This is a genomic window from Georgenia satyanarayanai (assembly GCF_009193135.1).
In the GTDB taxonomy this organism is placed as follows: domain Bacteria; phylum Actinomycetota; class Actinomycetes; order Actinomycetales; family Actinomycetaceae; genus Oceanitalea; species Oceanitalea satyanarayanai.
Window position 1 is genome coordinate 24091 of record NZ_VUKC01000002.1, and the last position, 18862, is coordinate 42952.

19 protein-coding genes are annotated in these 18862 nt (G+C 73.4%); 2 read left to right on the plus strand and 17 right to left on the minus strand.

Annotated features, from left to right (window positions below; all coding sequences use genetic code 11):
* Positions 1 to 3 precede the first annotated feature (3 nt).
* Genes GD632_RS02610 through GD632_RS02625 form a run of 4 tightly spaced genes read right to left on the minus strand, consistent with a single transcriptional unit; the run spans position 4 to position 3589 of the window.
* Positions 4 to 1119, minus strand: a complete 1116-nt coding sequence (locus tag GD632_RS02610) for an FUSC family protein (protein ID WP_152188433.1) — start codon at positions 1117 to 1119, stop codon at positions 4 to 6.
* A 4-nt stretch (positions 1120 to 1123) separates the two neighbouring features.
* Complete coding sequence (gene ygfZ, locus GD632_RS02615) at positions 1124 to 2221, minus strand: CAF17-like 4Fe-4S cluster assembly/insertion protein YgfZ (RefSeq protein ID WP_152188436.1); 1098 nt, start codon at positions 2219 to 2221, stop codon at positions 1124 to 1126.
* Positions 2218 to 2823, minus strand: a complete 606-nt coding sequence (locus GD632_RS02620; protein WP_152188438.1) for an FABP family protein — start codon at positions 2821 to 2823, stop codon at positions 2218 to 2220. The genes ygfZ and GD632_RS02620 overlap by 4 nt, the downstream gene beginning before the upstream one ends.
* A 43-nt stretch (positions 2824 to 2866) precedes the next feature.
* The gene (locus GD632_RS02625) at positions 2867 to 3589 is read right to left on the minus strand and encodes a hypothetical protein (RefSeq protein WP_152188440.1); all 723 of its coding nucleotides are present in this window, start codon (positions 3587 to 3589) and stop codon (positions 2867 to 2869) included.
* Between the two features lie 137 nt (positions 3590 to 3726).
* Between GD632_RS02625 and GD632_RS02630 the strand changes: the two genes are divergently transcribed.
* Entirely contained in the window at positions 3727 to 4404 is a 678-nt protein-coding gene (locus tag GD632_RS02630; protein WP_152188442.1) for a response regulator transcription factor, read from the plus strand.
* A gap of 238 nt (positions 4405 to 4642) precedes the next feature.
* Positions 4643 to 5074 carry a septum formation family protein gene (locus GD632_RS02635; protein ID WP_152188445.1) on the plus strand — a complete coding sequence of 144 codons (432 nt, stop codon included), beginning with the start codon at positions 4643 to 4645 and terminating at the stop codon, positions 5072 to 5074.
* A 140-nt stretch (positions 5075 to 5214) separates the two neighbouring features.
* On the opposite strand, the gene pstB is transcribed toward GD632_RS02635, so the two are convergent.
* The 13 genes from pstB to GD632_RS02700 form a co-directional block, all read right to left on the minus strand.
* Positions 5215 to 5994: a phosphate ABC transporter ATP-binding protein PstB gene (gene pstB / locus GD632_RS02640; RefSeq protein WP_152188447.1), complete on the minus strand. Its 780-nt coding sequence runs from the start codon at positions 5992 to 5994 to the stop codon at positions 5215 to 5217.
* Between the two features lie 51 nt (positions 5995 to 6045).
* Positions 6046 to 7089 (minus strand): phosphate ABC transporter permease PstA, encoded by a 1044-nt coding sequence (pstA, locus tag GD632_RS02645; RefSeq protein ID WP_152188449.1) that lies wholly within the window; start codon positions 7087 to 7089, stop codon positions 6046 to 6048.
* Positions 7089 to 8075: a phosphate ABC transporter permease subunit PstC gene (gene pstC / locus GD632_RS02650; RefSeq protein ID WP_405002515.1), complete on the minus strand. Its 987-nt coding sequence runs from the start codon at positions 8073 to 8075 to the stop codon at positions 7089 to 7091. The genes pstA and pstC overlap by 1 nt, the downstream gene beginning before the upstream one ends.
* A gap of 88 nt (positions 8076 to 8163) precedes the next feature.
* Positions 8164 to 9303 carry a phosphate ABC transporter substrate-binding protein PstS gene (gene pstS / locus GD632_RS02655; RefSeq protein ID WP_152188453.1) on the minus strand — a complete coding sequence of 380 codons (1140 nt, stop codon included), beginning with the start codon at positions 9301 to 9303 and terminating at the stop codon, positions 8164 to 8166.
* A gap of 131 nt (positions 9304 to 9434) precedes the next feature.
* Positions 9435 to 10169 carry an anti-sigma factor gene (locus GD632_RS02660; RefSeq protein WP_152188462.1) on the minus strand — a complete coding sequence of 245 codons (735 nt, stop codon included), beginning with the start codon at positions 10167 to 10169 and terminating at the stop codon, positions 9435 to 9437.
* Positions 10156 to 10689 carry an RNA polymerase sigma factor gene (locus GD632_RS02665; RefSeq protein ID WP_152188464.1) on the minus strand — a complete coding sequence of 178 codons (534 nt, stop codon included), beginning with the start codon at positions 10687 to 10689 and terminating at the stop codon, positions 10156 to 10158. The genes GD632_RS02660 and GD632_RS02665 overlap by 14 nt, the downstream gene beginning before the upstream one ends.
* A gap of 26 nt (positions 10690 to 10715) precedes the next feature.
* On the minus strand, positions 10716 to 11405 hold the full coding sequence (locus GD632_RS02670) for a class F sortase (RefSeq protein ID WP_152188466.1): 690 nt from the start codon (positions 11403 to 11405) through the stop codon (positions 10716 to 10718).
* A 1-nt stretch (position 11406) separates the two neighbouring features.
* Positions 11407 to 12225: a DUF4397 domain-containing protein gene (locus GD632_RS02675; RefSeq protein ID WP_152188468.1), complete on the minus strand. Its 819-nt coding sequence runs from the start codon at positions 12223 to 12225 to the stop codon at positions 11407 to 11409.
* 108 nt (positions 12226 to 12333) lie between these two features.
* Positions 12334 to 13845 carry an arabinosylfuranosidase ArfA gene (arfA, locus tag GD632_RS02680; RefSeq protein ID WP_226924467.1) on the minus strand — a complete coding sequence of 504 codons (1512 nt, stop codon included), beginning with the start codon at positions 13843 to 13845 and terminating at the stop codon, positions 12334 to 12336.
* Between the two features lie 113 nt (positions 13846 to 13958).
* Complete coding sequence (locus tag GD632_RS02685) at positions 13959 to 14963, minus strand: NUDIX hydrolase (RefSeq protein ID WP_152188470.1); 1005 nt, start codon at positions 14961 to 14963, stop codon at positions 13959 to 13961.
* Entirely contained in the window at positions 14960 to 17314 is a 2355-nt protein-coding gene (locus GD632_RS02690; protein WP_152188473.1) for an RNA degradosome polyphosphate kinase, read from the minus strand. Before GD632_RS02690 ends, GD632_RS02685 begins: the two co-directional genes overlap by 4 nt.
* Before the next feature lie 17 nt (positions 17315 to 17331).
* Complete coding sequence (mshD, locus tag GD632_RS02695; protein ID WP_152188475.1) at positions 17332 to 18192, minus strand: mycothiol synthase; 861 nt, start codon at positions 18190 to 18192, stop codon at positions 17332 to 17334.
* The gene (locus tag GD632_RS02700) at positions 18192 to 18815 is read right to left on the minus strand and encodes a hypothetical protein (protein ID WP_152188477.1); all 624 of its coding nucleotides are present in this window, start codon (positions 18813 to 18815) and stop codon (positions 18192 to 18194) included. The genes mshD and GD632_RS02700 overlap by 1 nt, the downstream gene beginning before the upstream one ends.
* Between the last annotated feature and the right edge of the window lie 47 nt (positions 18816 to 18862).

The window sequence follows — 18862 nt, forward strand, 5'->3', positions numbered from 1 at the left end:
GCCCTAGCGGGCGAGGAGGTGGCTGGCCTCCGCGGCGCTGAGGCCGGACGCCTGGAGGAGGTCGATGGTGAGCGAGCGCATGAGGATGACCAGCGTCTGCAGGTGCCAGCCCGGGTCGTCGACGTCGGCGGGGTCGAGCTCGCCGGTGACGAGGGTGAGGACCTGGGCGGCGTCCGCGGTGCTCGCGCCGCTGCCCAGCGCCTCACCGAGGCGGAGCGCACCGACGGCGAGGCCGTCGAGGGCCTCGCTCACCCGGACGTCCTGCGCGCCCTGCTCGACGGCGGCGAGGCCGCGGCGGGCGATGACGCGGGCGTTGCGCATGGCACGGTCGGCGAGCGTGCTCGCCCGCCGGAGGCGGGCCAGCTCGGGCAGGTAGCGGCGTGCGGCCGGTGAGATCCGGGCCGACTGCTCGACGTTGCGCACCACCGAGGCCCAGTCGTCGAGGGTGCCCTGGGTGCTGCGGCCCAGGGCCAGGGCGTCCCGCATCCGCTCCGCGTCCCCGTCACGCAGGCCCTTGCCCAGGGTGCTGAGCATCTGCGAGAGGTCGGAGAGGCTGGCGGCGGCGAGCTGCCGCGCGCGGCGGCGGGCGTCCTGCGGGGTGAGGATCGCGACGAGCAGGGCGAAGGAGCCGCCGACGAGCGCGTCGGTCCACCGGCCCGTCGGACCGTCGATGGCGGCGACGGGCAGCGCAACGATGACGATGCCCTGGACGCCGGCCTGGATGGTGAGCATCGGGCCCCGGTCGACGAACCGCGCGAGCAGCGCGCCGACGACGATGACGAGCATGATCTGGAGGACGCCCGTGCCCAGCGTGTACGCGACGAGCTCCCCGAGCGCGACACCCAGCGCCACGCCCAGCGCCAGCTCGGCGACCTTCCGCACCTCCCGGTCCGCGCTGAACCCCAGGCACACCCAGGCGGCGATGGGCGCGAAGAACGGCTGCGCGTGCCCGAGCCCGTAGTAGGCCACCGCCCAGGCGAGGCCCGCGGCGACCGCGGCGACGACGACGGGCAGGGCCGCGGCCCGCACCCGGCGCCGGCCGCCGCGCAGCCGCTGCCGCACGAGGACGAGCAGGCGGCGCAGGTCGAGACGGTCCTCGCGGCCCCCGGCGTCGGTCATGGCGTCAGGCGCGCGGCCGCCGGCGCAGCTCCTGGCCCGGGCGCTCGACCGGGCGACCGACGGCCTCGCCGGCCACGGGGACGATGACCTCCTGCGCCGCGGCGATCCCGTCGACCACGAGCTCGGCGTCGGCCGGCAGCGAGCGCTTGACGAGGGCGAGGGCGACCGGGCCGAGCTCGGCGTGCCGCACGACGCTCGTCACGTGGCCGACCTCCTTCTCCCCGTGCACGACCGGGGCGCCGGGCTCGGGCGTGAGGTGCTCGGAGCCGTCGAGGTGGAGCATGACGAGGCGGCGCGGGGGCCGCCCGAGGTTGAAGACGCGGGCCACGGTCTCCTGGCCGCGGTAGCAGCCCTTGTCGAGGTGCACGCCGGTGCGCAGCCAGTCGAGCTCGTGCGGGATGGCCCGTTCGTCGACCTCCCGCCCGAGCCGCGGCCGCCAGGCCTCCACCCGCAGCGCCTCCCACGCCCACGTGCCGGCGAGCCGCAGGCCGGAGGCGTCGACGACGTCACCGAGGCGCGCGCGGTCGACGAGGCCGAGGGAGCGGCGCAGGTGCCGGCCCGGGTGCTCGTCGTCGGTCGGCCCGTAGCTCGTGCCGCCGGGCGCCGTCGTCGGCCAGGGGTCGTGCCAGGTGAGCACGTGCCCGGGAGCCGCCGCGACGGCCTGCCACCCGTCACCGCACGTGCCGAGGACGGCGGTGTGCTCGGTGACGTCGGTGACCTCCACCCGCAGCATGAACCGCATCCGCTCGAGGAACCCGACGAGAGCGGCCACGTGTCCGCCCTCGGTGACGAGCCAGACCCGCTCGCCGTCGTCGGCCACCGCGGCGGCATGCTCGATCCGGCCGTTGGGGTCGAGGAGGAGCAGCTCACCGGACTGGCCGGGGGCGAGGTCGAGGAGCAGCTGGGTGCTCAGCGTGTTGAGCCAGCTCAGCCGGTCCGGCCCGGAGACGGTGACGACACCGAGCTGGGAGAGGTCGACGACGCCCTGGCCGCGCTCGAGGGCGCGCTGCTCCTGGGCGGGGTGGCCGTAGTGCAGGGCGACGCCGGCGTCCGGGCCGCCGCCCGCGACCGCGCCGGGCCGGGAGAGCAGGGGGCTGCTCACGCCTGGTCCTGCCGGCTCAGCCGCCCGGAGGCGTAGGACTGCAGCTCCTGCCCGAAGGCGGCGAGCTCCTCGACCCACATCAGCTCGCCCTGGACGAGCCCGTACATGCGGCTGCTCGCGGCGACGTCCGGGGCGCTGGCCGTGCGGACGACGGCGTCGCTGACGATGTCAATGCGGGCCGGGCGCGCGTTGCCGACGTAGACGACGACGTGCCCGGTGGGCTGCGCGACGAGCACCTCGATGTCGGTGCTGCGCTGGCCCGGGGTCCGCTCACCGTTGGTCGGCTCCTCCGCCGCGGCCGGCGTGGCGCGCCAGTAGGCCGTCTCGGTGGCCCACACCTCGGCCTTGGCGAGCCGTTCGGCGCCGACGGCACCGGGCATCTCCTGGGAGACGGACGAGGAGTGCTCCGCGTCCACCGCCCACAGCGTGCTCGTGCACCGCAGGTAGGGACCGCCGTCGTGGTCGAAGGTCATCTCGTGGACGAGGGGCTGCTCTGGGACGCCCGGGTAGGCCATGACGCCGTAGCCGCGCCAGGATCCGACGAGCCAGGCGAGCGGGTAGACCTCCGGGGCCAGGCCCTCGGGAAGGGTGAAGGTGGCCATGCCCCGATGCTACGCGGTCGGCCGCGCTGGGCCCGTCCGCGGCTCAGCCGAGCAGGACGCTGCCGAGCATGAAGGTCGGCGCACCGGCGAGCATCGGGGGCAGTGCGGCGGCCGCGAGCGCGGGCAGCGGCCGGGTGGACGACGGGAAGCGGCCCAGGACGAGGTGGACGACCGAGGTGAGCACCCCGGCGACGAGGCCGCTCACCCCGCCGACGAGCGGGCCGACGGCGGGCAGGAGCACCCCGGCGAGGAGGCCGGCGCCGCCGGCGACGAGGGTGGCGACCGCCGGGACGAGCTGGGGGCGCAGCGGCACGGCCGTGCAGGCCGCCCCGGCCGCGAGCGCCGCCGCGGCCGTGACGACGACGGCGGCGGCGTGGCGGGTGTCCCCGAGCGCCGGCCACATCGCCGCGGAGCCGGCGACGACGCACCCGGTCACCGTGCCGGCGACCGACTCGACGAGCCGCGGCCGTCCGTCCCGTCGCAGCATCTCCTGGACGAAGCTGCCCGCGACCGCCAGGCCGAGCACCACGGCCACGCCGTCGATCGTGCCGGTGAGCGCGACGACGGCGAGCGAGGCCAGCCCGGTGGCGGCGATGACGAGGCCGGGTCCCGTCGTCACCGGCAGGCCGGCGAGCCGGGGCCAGCCGCCGGCGAGGAGCAGCGTGGTGAGGGCGACGACGACGAGGAGCGGCCAGTGCCACATGGCGCTGAGCGCGAGCACCGCGGCGAGGGCGGCGGTGACGACCCCGCGGGTCGAGCTGCCCATCACGACGCGGCCCCAGCGGGGGCGGGACGCTGCGGGTGGAGGGGGTGAGCGGGCACCCCCCGAGTCTGGCAGATCGAGCAGTGACGTCGACGGCACCCCGCTTCCCACTAGGGTGTCCCCGACCAGGAAGAGGTGCGATGGCCACTCTTGTCGTCCTGACACGTGAGCCGACCGGCGCGGCCGCTGTGCTGCCCTCGCTCGCCCTGCTCGACCACCGGATCGCGACGGCGCCGCTCGCCGCGGACTCGCTGGTCGACCCCGCGGACGCCGACGTCATCGTCGTCGACGGCCGCCAGGAGCTGGCGGCGGCGCGCTCGGTGTGCCAGCTGGCGCGCAGCACCGGTCTGCAGGTGCCCCTGCTGCTCGTCCTCACCGAGGGCGGGCTCGCCGCCGTCACCCCGGCGTGGGGGTGCAGCGACATCGTCCTCTCGACGGCCGGGCCGGCCGAGCTCGAGACACGCCTGCGGCTCCTCGGCGGCCAGGTGCCGGCGGTGGAGCCGACGGGGGACGTCCTCGAGGCGGGTGAGCTCGTCATCGACACGGCCGCCTACTCCGCGCGGGTGCGCGGGCAGGCACTCAACCTCACCTACAAGGAGTTCGAGCTGCTGCGGCACCTCGCGCAGCACCCGGGCCGGGTCTTCACGCGGGCACAGCTCCTCGACGAGGTGTGGGGCTACGACTACTACGGCGGCACGCGGACCGTCGACGTCCACGTGCGACGCCTGCGCGCCAAGCTCGGCGCGGAGCACGACCAGCTCATCGGGACCGTCCGCAACGTCGGCTACCGGTTCGTCGTACGCCCGACCGTCGACTGACAGGACGGGCCGCGTCCCCTGCCCTACGATGGACACAGACGTCGGGCCGCGAATGCCCCGGGCTCCAACACAAGCCGCCACGAGCGGCCTTCGCGCCGACTGGCGCTTCGCGGCCCGGCGTCGCCTCCTTCCCCGCCGCCTGGACGCTCGGGGTTCGCTAAGGTGGCCCGGGACTCCGGCCACACCCCTCCGGCCGAGACCGTCACCGATGCCCTTCTCGTCTACCGGAGGTAGAACCATGTCCTTGCGCCGTCCCGTCCTCGCCGTTGCCGCCACCCTCGCGCTGGTGGGGGCTGCCGGGTGCACGGCAGACTCCGTGCTCGACCTCGAGGTCGGCGACTGCCTCAACCAGAGCGACCTGGAGGGCGAGGAGGTCAGCTCGGCGGCAACCGTCGAGTGCACCGAGGAGCACGACGCCGAGATCTTCGCTGAGCACGTCTTCTCCGGCGACGAGTACCCCGGGGTCGACGCCGTCCAGGCCAAGTCCGAGGAGACCTGTCTCGCGGAGTTCGAGGAGTTCATCGGGCTGCCCTACGAGCAGTCCGCGCTGCCCTTCACCATGCTCTACCCCTCCGAGCAGAGCTGGAACGACGCCGACGACCGCACCACGCTGTGCATCGTCGTCTCCGACGAGCCGCTGACCGAGTCCCTCGAGGGCTCCAGGATCTGACGCCGCCACGAGGACGCCCCCGGGAGCCAGGCTCCCGGGGGCGTCGCGCCGTCACAACGTCGCAATTGGGGGGTTGACCGACGCCCCGAGACACATAAGCGTCGGTCAACCGACCAATTGCGACGGTTCTGGGGGGCGGGTCAGCCGAAGCGGCCGGAGATGTAGTCCTCGGTCGCCTTGTTCTTCGGCGCCGCGAACATCTGCTCGGTCGCGTCCATCTCGATGAGGCGTCCGGGCTTGCCGGTGCCGGCGATGTTGAAGAAGCCCGTCGTGTCCGACACGCGGGCGGCCTGCTGCATGTTGTGGGTGACGATGACGATCGTGTACTCGGACTTGAGCTCGGCGATGAGGTCCTCGATCGCGAGCGTCGAGATCGGGTCGAGCGCCGAGCAGGGCTCGTCCATGAGGAGCACCTGGGGCTGGACCGCGATGGCGCGGGCGATGCACAGCCGCTGCTGCTGGCCGCCGGAGATCGAGGAGCCCGGCCGGTCGAGGCGGTCCTTGACCTCCTCCCAGAGGTTGGCGCCCCGCAGCGCACGCTCCACGAGCGCCTCCTGGTCCCCCTTGCTCATCCGCTTGTTGTTGAGCTTGACCCCGGCGAGGACGTTGTCCGCGATGGACATCGTCGGGAACGGGTTGGGCCGCTGGAAGACCATGCCCACCTGCCGGCGGACCTCGACCGGGTCGACGTCGTCACCGTAGAGGTCCTGGCCGTCCATGAGTGCGTGCCCCTCGACGCGGGCGCCGGGGATGACCTCGTGCATCCGGTTGAGGGTGCGCAGGAAGGTCGACTTGCCACAGCCCGAGGGGCCGATGAGCGCGGTCACCGCGCGAGGCTCGATGACCATGTTGACGTCCTGGACGGCGAGGAAGTCCCCGTAGAAGACGTTGAGGTCCTTGACGTCGATGCGCTTAGACATGCGTGGTCCTTGTGGGTCGTGCGGGCAGGAGGGGCTGGTGCGGGTCGCGCATCAGCGCACTCCCTTGGGCGAGAAGTACCTGCTCACCAGGCGGGCGACGAGGTTGAGCAGCATGACGATGACGATGAGGGTCAGGGCCCCGGCCCACGCACGGTACTCACTCGCCCCGCCCTGCGCGTACTGGCGGAACACGTACACGGGCAGGGTGGCGATGCGGCCGTCGAAGGCGTCGTAGTTGACGGCGTTGGTGATGCCCACGGTGATGAGCAGCGGGGCCGTCTCACCGATGACGCGGGCGATGGAGATCATGACGCCGGTGGTGATGCCGGCGATCGCCGTGCGCAGGACGACCTTGACGATCGTCAGCCACTTCGGCACGCCGAGGGCGTAGGACGCCTCCCGCAGCTCGTTGGGCACGAGGCGCAGCATCTCCTCCACCGAGCGCACGACGACGGGCGTCATGAGGACGGCGAGGGCGATGCCGCCGATGAGGGCGGACTTGTACGCGGGGCCGAACAGGACGAGGAAGACCGTGAAGGCGAACAGGCCGGCGACGATGGAGGGGATGCCGGTCATGACGTCGACGAGGATGGTGATGGCCCGCTTGACGCGGCCACCCCCGTACTCGACGAGGTAGATCGCGGTGAAGATCCCGAGCGGGATCGAGATGACCGCGGCGATGCCGGTGACGTACAGGGTGCCGATGATCGCGTGGTAGGCGCCACCCTCGGTCATCTGCCCGAAGACCCCGACCATGTCGGTGGTGAGGAACTCCCAGCTGAACGCCCGGACGCCGCCGCTCACCACCGTCCAGACGAGGGAGACGAGCGGGACCATGGCGAGGACGAAGGCGAGGGTGACGAGCGTCGTCGCGAGGCGGTCCTTGGCCCAGCGCGTCCCCTCGACCTGCCAGGACACCGCGACGACGGCGACGACGTGGATGATCGCGCCGAGGAAGGCGACGCCCGCGAGGGTCGGGGTGCCACCGACCCCGAGGATCGCGGCGGCGACGGCGAGCGAGGCGGCGAGGACTGCCCACGGCACCCAGGCGGGCAGGCGGCGGGTCTGGTGCAGGGCGACGGGCGTCGTCGTCATCAGTTGGCTCCAGAGAACTCGGCGCGGCGCGCGATGACCCACCGCGCCAGGAGGTTCACGCCGAAGGTGAGGACGAAGAGGATGAGGCCGGTGGCGATGAGGACGTCGACGCCGGTCCCGGAGGCCTCGGGGAACTGGCTGGCGATGTTCGCCGCGATCGACTGGTGCTGGCCCGGCTGCAGGAGGTTGAAGTTGATGAGGAAGCCGGGTGACAGCACCATGAGCACCGCCATCGTCTCCCCCAGCGCGCGGCCCATGCCGAGCATGGCCGCCGAGATGATGCCCGAGCGCCCGAAGGGCAGCACGGCCTGGCGGACCATCTCCCAGCGGGTGGCGCCCAGGGCCAGGGAGGCCTCCTCGTGCAGGCGCGGGGTCTGGAGGAACACCTCACGGATGGTCGCGGTGATGATCGGCAGGATCATGACGGCGAGGACGAGCCCGGCGGTGAGGATGTTGCGGGCTGGGGCCTGGTAGTCGGCGAAGAGCGGGATCCAGCCCAGGTGCTCCGACAGCCACGCGAAGAGCGGGTCGATGACCGGCTGGAGCCACTGGATGCCCCACAGGCCGAAGATGACCGAGGGGATCGCGGCGAGCAGGTCGACGAGGTAGCCCAGCCCCTGCGCGAGGCGACGGGGGGCGTAGTGGGAGATGAACAGCGCGATCCCCACGCTCAGGGGCACCGCGACGACGAGGGCGATGACCGAGGAGAGGACCGTGCCGAACAGGAGCGGCGCGACGTACTCCCACAGGTTGCGTCCCTGCATGAACCCGACCTCGGCGAGCTCGTCGCGGGAGGCGACGAGCGCCGGCCAGGCGCGCACGAAGAGGAAGATCGCGACGGCGGCCAGGATGACGAGGATCACCACGCCGGCGCCGGTGGAGATGCCGGCGAAGAGCCGGTTGCCCAGCTTGCCGGGGGTCCGGCCGGCGCGCAGGGCCGGGGTGGGGCTCGGCGTGGGGTGGGGCGGTGCTGCGGCGGGAGCCACGTGTCCTCCGGCGATAAATCGGACGGCGTGCGGACGTGCGTCGGGCGGGCCGGCGTTGCTGCACCGGCCCGCCCGTCAGGTTAGCCGGTCAGCCGGCAACCGTGATCTGCTCGAGGGCGTCGGTGACCCGCTCGCGCAGGTCCTCGGAGATCGGCGCGGAGCCGGCGACGTCGGGCTGGGCGGCCCGGTCCTGGCCCTCGACGCTCGCGACGTACTCGAAGTACGCCTTGACGTTGGCGGCGTCCGCCTCGTTCTCGTAGGTCGAGCAGGCGATCGAGTAGGAGACGAGGACGATCGGGTACGTACCCGACTCGGTCGTGTCGCGGGCCAGGTCGATCGTCAGGCGCAGGTCGGTCGCGCCCTCGGCGGCCGGGGAGGCGTCGATGACGGCGGCGGCGGCCTCCGGGGAGAAGGGCACGTACTCGTCACCCACCCCGACCGCCACGGTGCCGAGGTCCTCGGCGCGGGAGGCGTCGGCGTAGCCGATGGCGCCCTCGGCGGCCTGGACGGTGTCGATCATGCCCGAGGTCTGGGCACCGGACTGCGTGCCGGAGATCGGCCAGGTCTCCACCGGGCCGTGCGTCCACACGTCGGGGGCGACGGCGTCGAGGTACTCGGTGAAGTTCTCCGTGGTGCCGGAGTCGTCCGAGCGGTTGACCGGGATGATGCCGAGGTCGGGGAGCTCGACGTCGGGGTTGGCCTCGGCGATGGCCGGGTCGTTCCAGCTGGTGACCTCGCCCATGAAGATCCCGGCGATGGTCTCCGGGTCCAGGTTGAGGTGCTCGGCGTCGACCCCGGGGAGGTTGTAGACGATCGCGATGGGGCTGATGTACAGCGGCATCTCGATGACCTCGCCGCCGTAGCAGCGGTCCGTGCCCGCGGCGAGCTCCTCCTCGTCCATGGCGGCGTCGGAACCGGCGAAGAGGACCGTGCCGTTGAGGAACTGCTCACGGCCGGTGCCGGAGCCGGTGGGGTCGTAGGTGACGTTGACGTCGGGGTTCTGCTCCATGAAACCGGCGATCCAGCCCTGGACGGCGGCCTCCTGGGAGCTCGCACCGGAGCCGGCGATCGAGCCGGAGAGCTCACCCGAGCCGGCGTCCGTGGAGGAGGAGCCGGGGGTGGAGGCGTCGGAGGTGTCACCGTTACCGCAGGCCGCGAGGGTGAGGGCGAGGGCGCTCATGGCGGCGACTCCCGCCAGGCGGCGGCTACCTGCAAGCTTCACGTTCATTCCATCCTTCAGTCGGAGGGCCCGGGATACCCGGTGGCCGTTCCCGACGGTAGGAAGTGCAGGTGTCCGCCCGGCAGGCACCGGGTGAACGACGGGTGAACAGGCGATGTGGATTTCATCACGGCACCCGCTCAGGTGGTCAGGCGCCCCCGCACGATGCTGTCCCCGCTGTGGGCGGGGTCGCCGTCGAAGGGTTCGCGGGAGACGTCGACGAGGACGAGCTCGTCGAGGTCGAGGCCCGCGGGCAGGTCGAAGACGCCCTCGGTGCCGGCGAGCAGGCCGACGCTGACGAGCTGCTGGACGTCCTCGTCGAGCAGCCACACCTCGCGGAAGCCGTCCGTCTCCTCGCCGCTCACCTCGACCCGCAGGAGCAGGCGGCCGTCGGCCTCCTCGAGGCTCGCCGAGCCGGTCTCCTCCCACCCCGGCAGCGGGTCGAGCCGGGCCTGCGCCACCGGGGCGGGCTCGGCCTGGTCACCGGGCAGGTTCGTCACGACGAGCGTGCCGACGACGCCCGCGGCGACGCCGGCGGCGAGCCAGGCCGCGCGCGCCAGGCGGCCGCGGGGGCGCTCGCGCCGACCAGCGGGTCGGGTGGAGCCGGCCGGTCGGCGCCGGGCGGGAGCCGGGGCGGCCACGGTGGACCCGGGGTCCGCCGTCGGGCTCTCGATCTCCTGGGCGATGCGATCCCACACGTGCGGTGCGGGCGCCTCGAGGGGGCCACCGGCGCGCCCCGCCGCGACGACGGCGCTGAGCGAGTCGAGCTCCGCGCGGCACTGGTCGCAGCCGCCGAGGTGGTCGGTGACCGCGGCGTCGGGGGCGAGCTCGCCGAGCGCGACGAGGGTGAGGGTGTCATCGTCAACGTGACGCATGGCTTCCCTCCATCCTCGTGCGCAGGCGGCGCAGGCCGCGGTTGATGTGTGACTTCACGGTGCCGAGTGGCAGGTCCATTCTCTCGGCGATCTCGGTGTGCGTGAGCCGCTCGAAGAAGGCGAGCTCGAGCACGTCCTGCTGCGGGGGCCCCAGCTCGGTGAGGGCCTGGGCGACGACGACCTGGTCGACGATCTCGTCGGTGCGGTCCGGACCGGGCGTGTCCTCCGCCTCGGCGAGGTCGGACCGGTCACGGGCCCGGCGGCGCAGCGCGTCGGCGACGGCGTTGCGGGTGATGCCGGCGAGCCAGGCGCCGATCGGCGCGCGGGCGGGGTCGAAGCGGTCGCGGGAGCGCCAGGCGCTGACGAAGACCTGCTGGGTGACGTCCTCGGCATCCGCGACGTTCCGCAGGGTGCGGAGGGCGATGCTGTAGACCATCGAGGAGTACTCCTCGTAGACGAGTCGGACGGCGTCGCCGGTGCCGTCGCGGAAGCGCACGCCGAGCACCTCGGGTTCCGTCATCGCCACCTCTGCCGTACGCGTCCCTGTCAGAGGACCAATGTAGCGGTGACGACCGTGTTGTCGGTGTAGCTCTGGACGTCGTCCTGCCAGACGCCGTCGCAGGTGATGAGGACGAGGCGGTGCTCGCCGTCGCGACGGAAGTGCTCGGACAGGTCGATCGTCGTCTTGGGGATGAGGCGGGCGGACTCGACGGCGTACTCGAGGACCTGCCCGTCCTCACGGGTGACCTCGACGCGGTCACCGGGCTCGAGCTCGACGAGGTCGCGCAGCGGGCCGTAGGCGGTGATGAAGGAGCCGGAGTGGGCGGCGATGACGGTGGCCCCCTCGTCGGCGCCCACGGAGGGGCCGAAGCGGTACCACCCGGCGCGGGCGGCGTCCTCGGGGATCTCCATCTCGCCGTCGGGGGCGACGCCGACGGCGTCGACCGGGAGGTCCGCGTCGAGGGCGGGGACGACCACCCGGACGGGCGGGCTCTCCTCCTGGACCTCCGGGAGCCCCGCCGCCGAGCGGACGGGCACGTCCGGCACGGCGGCGGGGCTCGGGGAAGGGGTGCCGGCGGAGGCGCTTGGGGCGAGCGTCTCGGCCGGCGTCCCCGCGCCCGGGCCGGCGGGGGCTCCCACCACCGGCCCGGGCTGCTCGGGCTCCCCGCCGTCCGCGCCGCACCCGGCGAGGACGAGCAGCAGGACTGCCGCTGCGGCTGCGGGGAGACGGTTCATGTCAGGCCCGGGTCGAGACGAGACGACGGGCGCCGACGGCCGCGGCGAGGAGCAGCGCACCCAGGCCCGCGGCGAGCACGGCGCCGGGGACTGCCGGGGGCTCGTCGACCGGGACGAGGCCGGTGGGCACGCCGTCGGGCGCGGAGTGGAGGCCGGTGATCGTCTGGGTCGCGATGTCGAGGGTGTCGTCCTCGAGGCTGCCCCAGGCGTAGACGATCGTGCTCGTGCCCTCCTCGACCGGGACGTCGGCGGGGCCGATGACCGGGTCGGTGGTGCCGGCGGCGGCGACGGACGCCGAGACGGTGCCGGCGGGCAGGTCCAGGCTGTCCTCCGCGCCGTTCGCGAGACCGCTGATGACGGCCTCACCCCCGGCGAGGACGTCGACCTCGGGAGCCGCGGCAGTGTGCCGGACCGTGAGGCGGCCCTCGCCGGCGGCGGTCTCGGAGATGTCGTTGGTGAAGAAGGAGGCGGTCGGGGCGCCGTCCGCGTCGAGGTGGGCGACGGCGGTGTAGTTGCCGCCCGCCTCGAGCGGCAGGTCGAGCGGGCCGAGGACCGGCTCGCTGTCGTCCTCCGCGTCCGCGGCGGTGATCGCGACGGAGTAGGTCCCGGCGGGCAGCTCGAGCGGGCCCGCGAGGCTGGCGGGCTCGAAGTCGTCCAGGGTGCGTTCCCCGTTGACCCAGACGTCCACGGTGAGGTCCGGGACACCGTGCAGCACGGACAGCTGCGCGGCGTCGTCGGTGGCGGCCGAGGCCGGAGCGGCGAGAGCGAGCAGGGCGAGGCCGGCGGTGGCGCCGATCCCTGCACGACGGGTGGTGCTCATGGTGTCCTCCAGTGTCGGTGGTGGTGCTGACACCAGGTATTCGTCGCCACCCCCCGATCCGGATGCACCCGGGTGCGAGAAATGTTCACGCGCCGGCGCGCGGGTCGGTCAGCCGTCGCGGGGACCCGGCCGCCGGACGACGGCACGACCCCACGACGCCGGGGGCAGCTCCACCCGGAGCACCCCCCGCTCGAGGTGCGCCACCAGGGGCCGGGGGCGGACACGGTCCGGGTGGTCGGCGCTGTTGGCCGCGGTGAAGTCGTCGTCGTGCAGGACGACGGCGTCGACCTCGCCCGCCGGGGACAGCTCGGCGATGTCGACGCGCACCGTCACCGGCTGGTCGGGACTGCGGTTGACCGCGAAGACCGCCACCGTCCCGGCGTCGGCGTCGTGGGTGGCGACGCAGTCCAGGACGGGGACCTGCCCGTACCGCTCCGTCGCCATGGTGGGGACGGTGATCCGGGGCCGCAGCACCCGCCCCCGCGCGTGGCGGGCCGTCTCCGCGAAGGGGTGGAAGGTCGCCTGCCGCCACGCCGGCCCACCGGCCTCCGCGCGGATCGGGCTGATCGTGTTGACCAGCTGCGCCTGGCAGGCCGCGGTCACCCGGTCGGCGTGCCCGAGCAGCGTGATGAGCAGCGACCCGACGACGACGGCATCGACCACCGTGTAGTCGTCCTCGCTCAGCGGGGGTGCCACCGGCCAGCCGGGCGGGATCTCCAGCTCACGCTGGTACCAGACGTTCCACTCGTCGAAGGAGATGTCGATCCTCTTCGAGGAGTTGAGGCGGGCGCCCACGTGGTCGGCGGTCGAGGTGACGTCGTCGATGAAGCGCGCCATGTCGACCGACGACGCGAGGAAGCTCGCGTCGTCCTCCCCCACGCGCTGGTAGTACGCGTGTGCCGAGATGAAGTCGACGAGCTCGTAGGTGTGCTCGAGGACCGTCGCCTCCCAGGCCCCGAAGGTCGCCATGCCCCGGCCCGAGCTGCCGCACGCGACGAGCTCGAGGTCCGGGTCGAGCTGCCGCATGGCGCGGGCGGTCTCGGCCGCGATCCGGCCGTACTCCTCCGCCGTCCTGTGTCCCAGCTGCCAGGGGCCGTCCATCTCGTTGCCCAGGCACCAGACCCGGATGTCGTGCGGCTCGGCGACCCCGTGGGCCACGCGCCGGTCGGACAGCTCGGTGCCCGAGGGGTGGTTGGCGTACTCGAGGAGGTCGAGCGCCTCCTCGATCCCGCGCGTGCCGAGGTTGACGGCCATCATCGGCTCGACCTCGGCGACCCGGGCCCACGCCATGAACTCGTTGAGGCCGAACGCGTTGGTCTCCGTCGAGCGCCAGGCGAGGTCGAGCCGGCGAGGTCGCGCCTCGACCGGCCCCACCCCGTCCTCCCAGCGGTACCCGGACACGAAGTTGCCGCCCGGGTAGCGCACCATCGAGACCCCCATCTCCCGCACGAGGGCGAGCACGTCCCGTCGGAAGCCGTTCTCGTCCGCCTCCGGGTGCCCCGGCTCGTAGATGCCCGTGTAGACGCAGCGTCCCATGTGCTCGGCGAAGGAGCCGAACAGGCGGCGGTTGACGGGCGCGACGACGTCGTCGGCGTGGAACTTAACGCGTGCGTCGAGCACGAGCCGGCCCTCCGGTCGTCGCGGTGCGGGCGTGACACGGCGTCGTGCCTCTCATGCGGTCTCCTCCCGCCGGCGTTGCGCCGGCACCCTGCTCGTCACTGGTACAGCCGTTCCTAGCGCGCGTCCGCCGCCGCCAGCTCCTCCTGGTACGTCGGGGCACGGTGCTTCTCGAGCGCGACGACCACCGCGGCCCGGCCCGGCCGGCGCCCGACGTGGACGACGAGCATCTCCGAGGTCTTGAGCCACGGGTCGGACTCGGGGACCTGCTTCATGATCCGGTTCGGCGTGTTGACCGCGATCTGGTCCATGAACGTCGGCAGCACCGGGCGGTGGGTGCAGATGGCGACCCCCGGGGCCCGTTGCTTCACCTCGGCGTCGAGGAGCTGGCGCGCCCGCTTGGGCTTCTCGCGGTGGGCGTCCTCGGTGATCTCCGGGTGCAGCTCGAGCTCGACGCCGATCGTGTCCGCGTAGGGCGTGACGGTGTCGACGCACCGCCGCCACGGGCTGGAGACGACCCGGTCGACCCCGTAGGCCGACAGCAGCGGGACGAGGCGCTGCGCCTGCGCCTCGCCCACGGCGGTGAGCGGGCGGGTGGACTCCCCGCCCTTCCAGGCCGTGCGCTTGCGCGCCCGGGCGTGCCGCACGACGATCAGCGCCCACGTGGCGAGCCGCTCGTCCTTCCACTGGTCCAGGAGCATGCCGAGCGGCTCGCGGTCGTGGTCGTGGGTGAGGAGACTCCGGGCGTCCCGGGCCTCGACCCACCGCACGTCGTCGATCTCGCGGTCGCTCGCGGGGGTGACGAGCGGGCGGGCGCGCAGCGACAGGTCCCCGGGCGGCGCGGGCCGGGCGGCCCAGTAGCGGACCTCCTTGCGGCGCCCGTCGCCGATCCGGTAGCTCACCTTGGACAGCGGCTGGCCGAGCACGACGGCGACGCCCGTCTCCTCCGCCGTCTCTCGGACCGCGCAGGCGGCGAGCGTCTCACCGCTGTCGACCTTGCCCTTGGGCCAGGACCAGTCGTCGTAGCGGGGCCGGTGCACGAGGAGCACCTCGAGCCTCTTGCGGTCGTTGAGCCGCCACACGAGCGTGCCGGCCGCGTGCTGGGTGCGGGGCGCGCTCATCGGCTGGCCGCCACGCGGCGCCGCGCCCGGGCGATGAGGAGCTCCTGGAGGTCCTCCAGGGGTGTGCCGTCCTCGTCGAACTGGTGGCGCTCCCAGCTGCCGTCCTGCAGGAGGTGCCAGGACGACGTCGACGGCGCGACGCACCGGTCGAGGAGGTCGGTGAGGAACTCGACCTGCCCCGGGTCCACGATCCGCACGAGCACCTCGACGCGGCGGTCGAGGTTGCGGTGCATGAGGTCGGCGCTGCCGATCCACACGTCGGGCACCTCCTCGTCCCCGGCGAAGGCGAAGACGCGCGCGTGCTCGAGGAAGCGGCCGAGGATCGAGCGGACCCGGATGTTCTCGCTCAGCCCGGGGATCCCGGGGCGCAGCGCGCAGATGCCGCGGACGACGACGTCGACCTGCACCCCCGCCTGGCTCGCCCGGTACAGCGCGTCGATGACGGTCTCGTCGACGATCGAGTTGACCTTGATCTTGATCCACGCCGGGCGGCCGGCCCGGTGCCCGGCGATCTCGCGCTCGATCCGCTCGACGAGCCCGGGGCGGACGGAGCGGGGCGCGACGAGGAGACGGCGGAAGCGCGAACGAGGCGCGTAGCCGGAGAGCTGGTTGAACAGGCGGGTGAGGTCCTGACCGACGTCGGGGTCGCAGGTGAGCAGGCCGAGGTCCTCGTACCCGCGCGCCGTCTTGGGGTTGTAGTTGCCGGTGCCGATGTGGCAGTAGCGGTGCAGACCGTCCTTCTCGTTGCGGACCACGAGGGAGAGCTTGCAGTGGGTCTTGAGGCCGACGATGCCGTAGACGACGTGGACGCCGGCCTCCTCGAGCTTGCGCGCCCAGGAGATGTTGGCCTGCTCGTCGAAACGCGCCTTGATCTCGACGATCGCGAGCACCTGCTTGCCGGCCTCGGCGGCGTCGATGAGGGCGTCGACGATCGGGGAGTCGCCGGACGTGCGGTACAGGGTCTGCTTGATGGCGAGCACCTTGGGGTCCGCCGCCGCCTGGGCGAGGAACTCCTGGACCGACGTCGAGAACGAGTCGTAGGGGTGGTGGAGGAGGACGTCGCGGCGGCGGATCGCCTCGAAGATGTTCGTCGGCTGGGCGCTCTCCACCTCCGCCAGCGGGTGGGCCGTGACGGGGACGAACTTCGGGTACTTCAGCTCGGGCCGGTCGAGGTCGTGGATGTCCTGGAGGCCGGTGAGGTCGAGCAGCGAGGGCAGCTCGTACACCTCGTGCTCGACGACCCCGAGCTCGCGGATGAGCAGGTCGCGCACGTGCGCGCTGATGCCCTGGGCGAGCTCGAGCCGGACCGCGGGCCCGAAGCGGCGCCGCATGAGCTCCTTCTCCAGGGCCTGGAGGAGGTTCTCGGCGTCGTCCTCCTCGACCTCGAGGTCCTCGTTGCGGGTGACCCGGAAGGTGTGGTGCTCGACGATCTCCATCCCGGGGAACAGGTAGTCGAGGTGCTCGCCGATGATCTCCTCGAGCGGGACGAAGGCGGTCCGGCCGTCCTCGCGCGAGGAGGGAGTCTCCTCCGGGCGGTGGGGGCGGCCCGCGGCGTCGACGGCGATGAACCGTGGCAGGAGCGGCGGCACCTTGACGCGGGCGAAGTGCTCCTTGCCCGAGCTCGGGTTGCGGACGACGACGGCGAGGTTGAGCGAGAGCCCGGAGATGTAGGGGAAGGGGTGGGCCGGGTCGACGGCGAGCGGGGTGAGGACCGGGAAGATCTGCTTGCGGAAGTACTTGCGCAGGCGCAGCTGCTCGCTCTCGGCGAGGTCCGCCCAGTGGAGGATCTCGATCCCCTCGGCGGCGAGCGCCGGCTGGATGTCCTCGGCGAAGGTGCGGACGTGCTCCTCCATGAGCTCGTGGGCGCGCACGCTGATCGCCTCGAGCACCTGCCGCGGGGACAGGCCCGAGGCCGCCGTCACGGCAAGGCCGGTGGCGATGCGCCGCTTGAGCCCGGCGACGCGGACCATGAAGAACTCGTCGAGGTTGGAGGCGAAGATCGACAGGAACCACGCGCGCTCGAGGAGCGGCTGGGTGGTGTCCTGGGCCTGCTCCAGGACACGCTGGTTGAACGCCAGCCAGCTGAGCTCACGGTCCGCGAAGCGCCCCGCGGGCAAGCGGACGTCGAGCGGGTCCACGTCGCCGCCGTCCTCGCCGGCCCCCTCCCCCGCCTCCTCGACGAGCTCGTCGGCCTGCTCGGCGACCTCCTCGGCGGGCGCGGCGGACCCGCTCAGCGCGACGGCGTCGACGCCGTCGTGCACCGCGACACCGTCACCGGGCGCGGCGCCGTCGGGCGCCTCGTCGGGCGCGTCCTCGAGGTGGGTCGGCGTGGTGACCTCAGGCTCTGGCATGGGGCCATGCTGCCACCTCAGCGCGCGTACTGAACGTCGAGCGAGGAGCGGTCGTACCCGGCGCGGCGGTAGGTGCGGATCGCCGCCGTGTTGTCCCCCTCGACGTAGAGCGTGGTCCGGCGAAAGCCCCGGCGCCGCATCTCGTCGAGGGCGAGGGCGGTGAGGTGTCCGCCCAGGCCGCGGCCCTGGGCCCGCGGGGCGACCCCGAGGGCGTAGATCTCCGCGTCGTCGCCGTCGGGCTTGACCCACATCGAGGCGAGCAGCGCGTCCGGCCGCCCGGCCTCGTGGGCGAGCCACAGGAGCGAGGGGTCGAACCAGGGCTCGGCCTGCCGCTGGCGCAGGTCGGCGACGGTGAGCCGGCCCTGCTCGGGGTGGTCGGCGAAGGCGAGCGCGTTGAGGGCGACCCACGCGTCCTCGTCCTGCCCGACGACGAAGGTCCGCACCTCGACGCCCGTCGGCTGCCCCGCCGGCGCCGTCCCCGCGGCCGGCGTGAGGTCGCGGGCCATCTGCCACAGTTCACGGGTGACGCGCAGCCCGGCGGCGCGGGCCAGGCCCTGGGCGCCGGGCAGGTCGCCGTGCGCCCACAGCGCGACGGCGGGGGCGTCGTCGAGCACGGTGTCGAGGAGGTGCCGTCCCAGGCCGCGGCGACGGTGACCGGGGTGCACGCACAGCTCACCGCTGCCCTCGGGGTCGACGACGGCGTAGGCGAGGAGCTCCTCCCCCTCGGCGAGCCAGCGGTGTCGGTGCCCGCCCGTGCCGTGGCGCACGGCGAGGAGGCTCTGCTCGTTCAGTGGGGCGACGCCGTCGGCGGCGGTCACCGTGGCGGCGAGACGCAGGACGGCGTCCGCGGAGGCCGGGCCGGTGAGGCCGGTGCCCATCAGTCCAGGGTCCCGACGCGCCACATGTCCGCGGCGTGCTCGAGCTCCTCGGCGGTGCGGAGCAGCGCGGAGGCCCGGCGGGTGAGGCGGCCGGCGAGCTCGTCGTCGTCGATCCAGTCGGCGTCGAGGGCGGAGCCGGTGGCGACGACGCGGATGAACGCGGCGGCACGGTCGAGCGCGACGTCGAGGTCGCCCTCGTAGACGCCCGCGAGGACGGCGTCGGCGAGCTGGGCGACGTCGCTGGGGCCGGGCGGCTCGACGACGCCGGCGATGACACCGGCGACCTCGGCGCGGTGGCGGCCGAGGGAGAAGCGGTCGGCGACGCGGGCAGGGTCGGCCCGGACCCACTCGCGCATGAGGTACAGGCGCCACAGGGCACCGGGGAGGGTGGTCGAGGGGCTCTGGGACCACAGCGCGGCGATGGTGTCCAGGCCCTCGGTGTCGACGAGCGAGACGAGGCGGGAGACGAGCTCGGGGTCCTCCGCACCGGCGCGCCCCCGACCGACGAGGACCGCGGCCGTCGTGTGGGCGGCCTGCGAGCGCAGCGCCGGGTCGACGTCACCGACGATCCGCTCGGCGGTCTGCGCGTCGAGCATGGCCGGGCGGCGGTGCTTGCGCTCCATCGGTCCCCCTCTCGGTGGTCCGTCCCGGACGGACCGACCGGAACCTC

Bases quoted from the DNA above. Each gene is read 5' to 3' on its own strand.
- GD632_RS02700 (WP_152188477.1), bottom strand. From the start codon at position 18,815: ATGGAGCGCAAGCACCGCCGCCCGGCCATGCTCGACGCGCAGACCGCC.
- pstS (WP_152188453.1), bottom strand. From the start codon at position 9,303: ATGAACGTGAAGCTTGCAGGTAGCCGCCGCCTGGCGGGAGTCGCCGCC.
- GD632_RS02610 (WP_152188433.1), bottom strand. From the start codon at position 1,119: ATGACCGACGCCGGGGGCCGCGAGGACCGTCTCGACCTGCGCCGCCTG.
- GD632_RS02675 (WP_152188468.1), bottom strand. From the start codon at position 12,225: ATGAGCACCACCCGTCGTGCAGGGATCGGCGCCACCGCCGGCCTCGCC.
- GD632_RS02630 (WP_152188442.1), top strand. From the start codon at position 3,727: ATGGCCACTCTTGTCGTCCTGACACGTGAGCCGACCGGCGCGGCCGCT.
- pstA (WP_152188449.1), bottom strand. From the start codon at position 7,089: ATGACGACGACGCCCGTCGCCCTGCACCAGACCCGCCGCCTGCCCGCC.
- GD632_RS02685 (WP_152188470.1), bottom strand. From the start codon at position 14,963: ATGAGCGCGCCCCGCACCCAGCACGCGGCCGGCACGCTCGTGTGGCGG.
- GD632_RS02625 (WP_152188440.1), bottom strand. From the start codon at position 3,589: ATGGGCAGCTCGACCCGCGGGGTCGTCACCGCCGCCCTCGCCGCGGTG.
- GD632_RS02670 (WP_152188466.1), bottom strand. From the start codon at position 11,405: ATGAACCGTCTCCCCGCAGCCGCAGCGGCAGTCCTGCTGCTCGTCCTC.
- GD632_RS02665 (WP_152188464.1), bottom strand. From the start codon at position 10,689: ATGACGGAACCCGAGGTGCTCGGCGTGCGCTTCCGCGACGGCACCGGC.
- GD632_RS02635 (WP_152188445.1), top strand. From the start codon at position 4,643: ATGTCCTTGCGCCGTCCCGTCCTCGCCGTTGCCGCCACCCTCGCGCTG.
- GD632_RS02620 (WP_152188438.1), bottom strand. From the start codon at position 2,823: ATGGCCACCTTCACCCTTCCCGAGGGCCTGGCCCCGGAGGTCTACCCG.
- GD632_RS02690 (WP_152188473.1), bottom strand. From the start codon at position 17,314: ATGCCAGAGCCTGAGGTCACCACGCCGACCCACCTCGAGGACGCGCCC.
- pstB (WP_152188447.1), bottom strand. From the start codon at position 5,994: ATGTCTAAGCGCATCGACGTCAAGGACCTCAACGTCTTCTACGGGGAC.
- GD632_RS02660 (WP_152188462.1), bottom strand. From the start codon at position 10,169: ATGCGTCACGTTGACGATGACACCCTCACCCTCGTCGCGCTCGGCGAG.
- mshD (WP_152188475.1), bottom strand. From the start codon at position 18,192: ATGGGCACCGGCCTCACCGGCCCGGCCTCCGCGGACGCCGTCCTGCGT.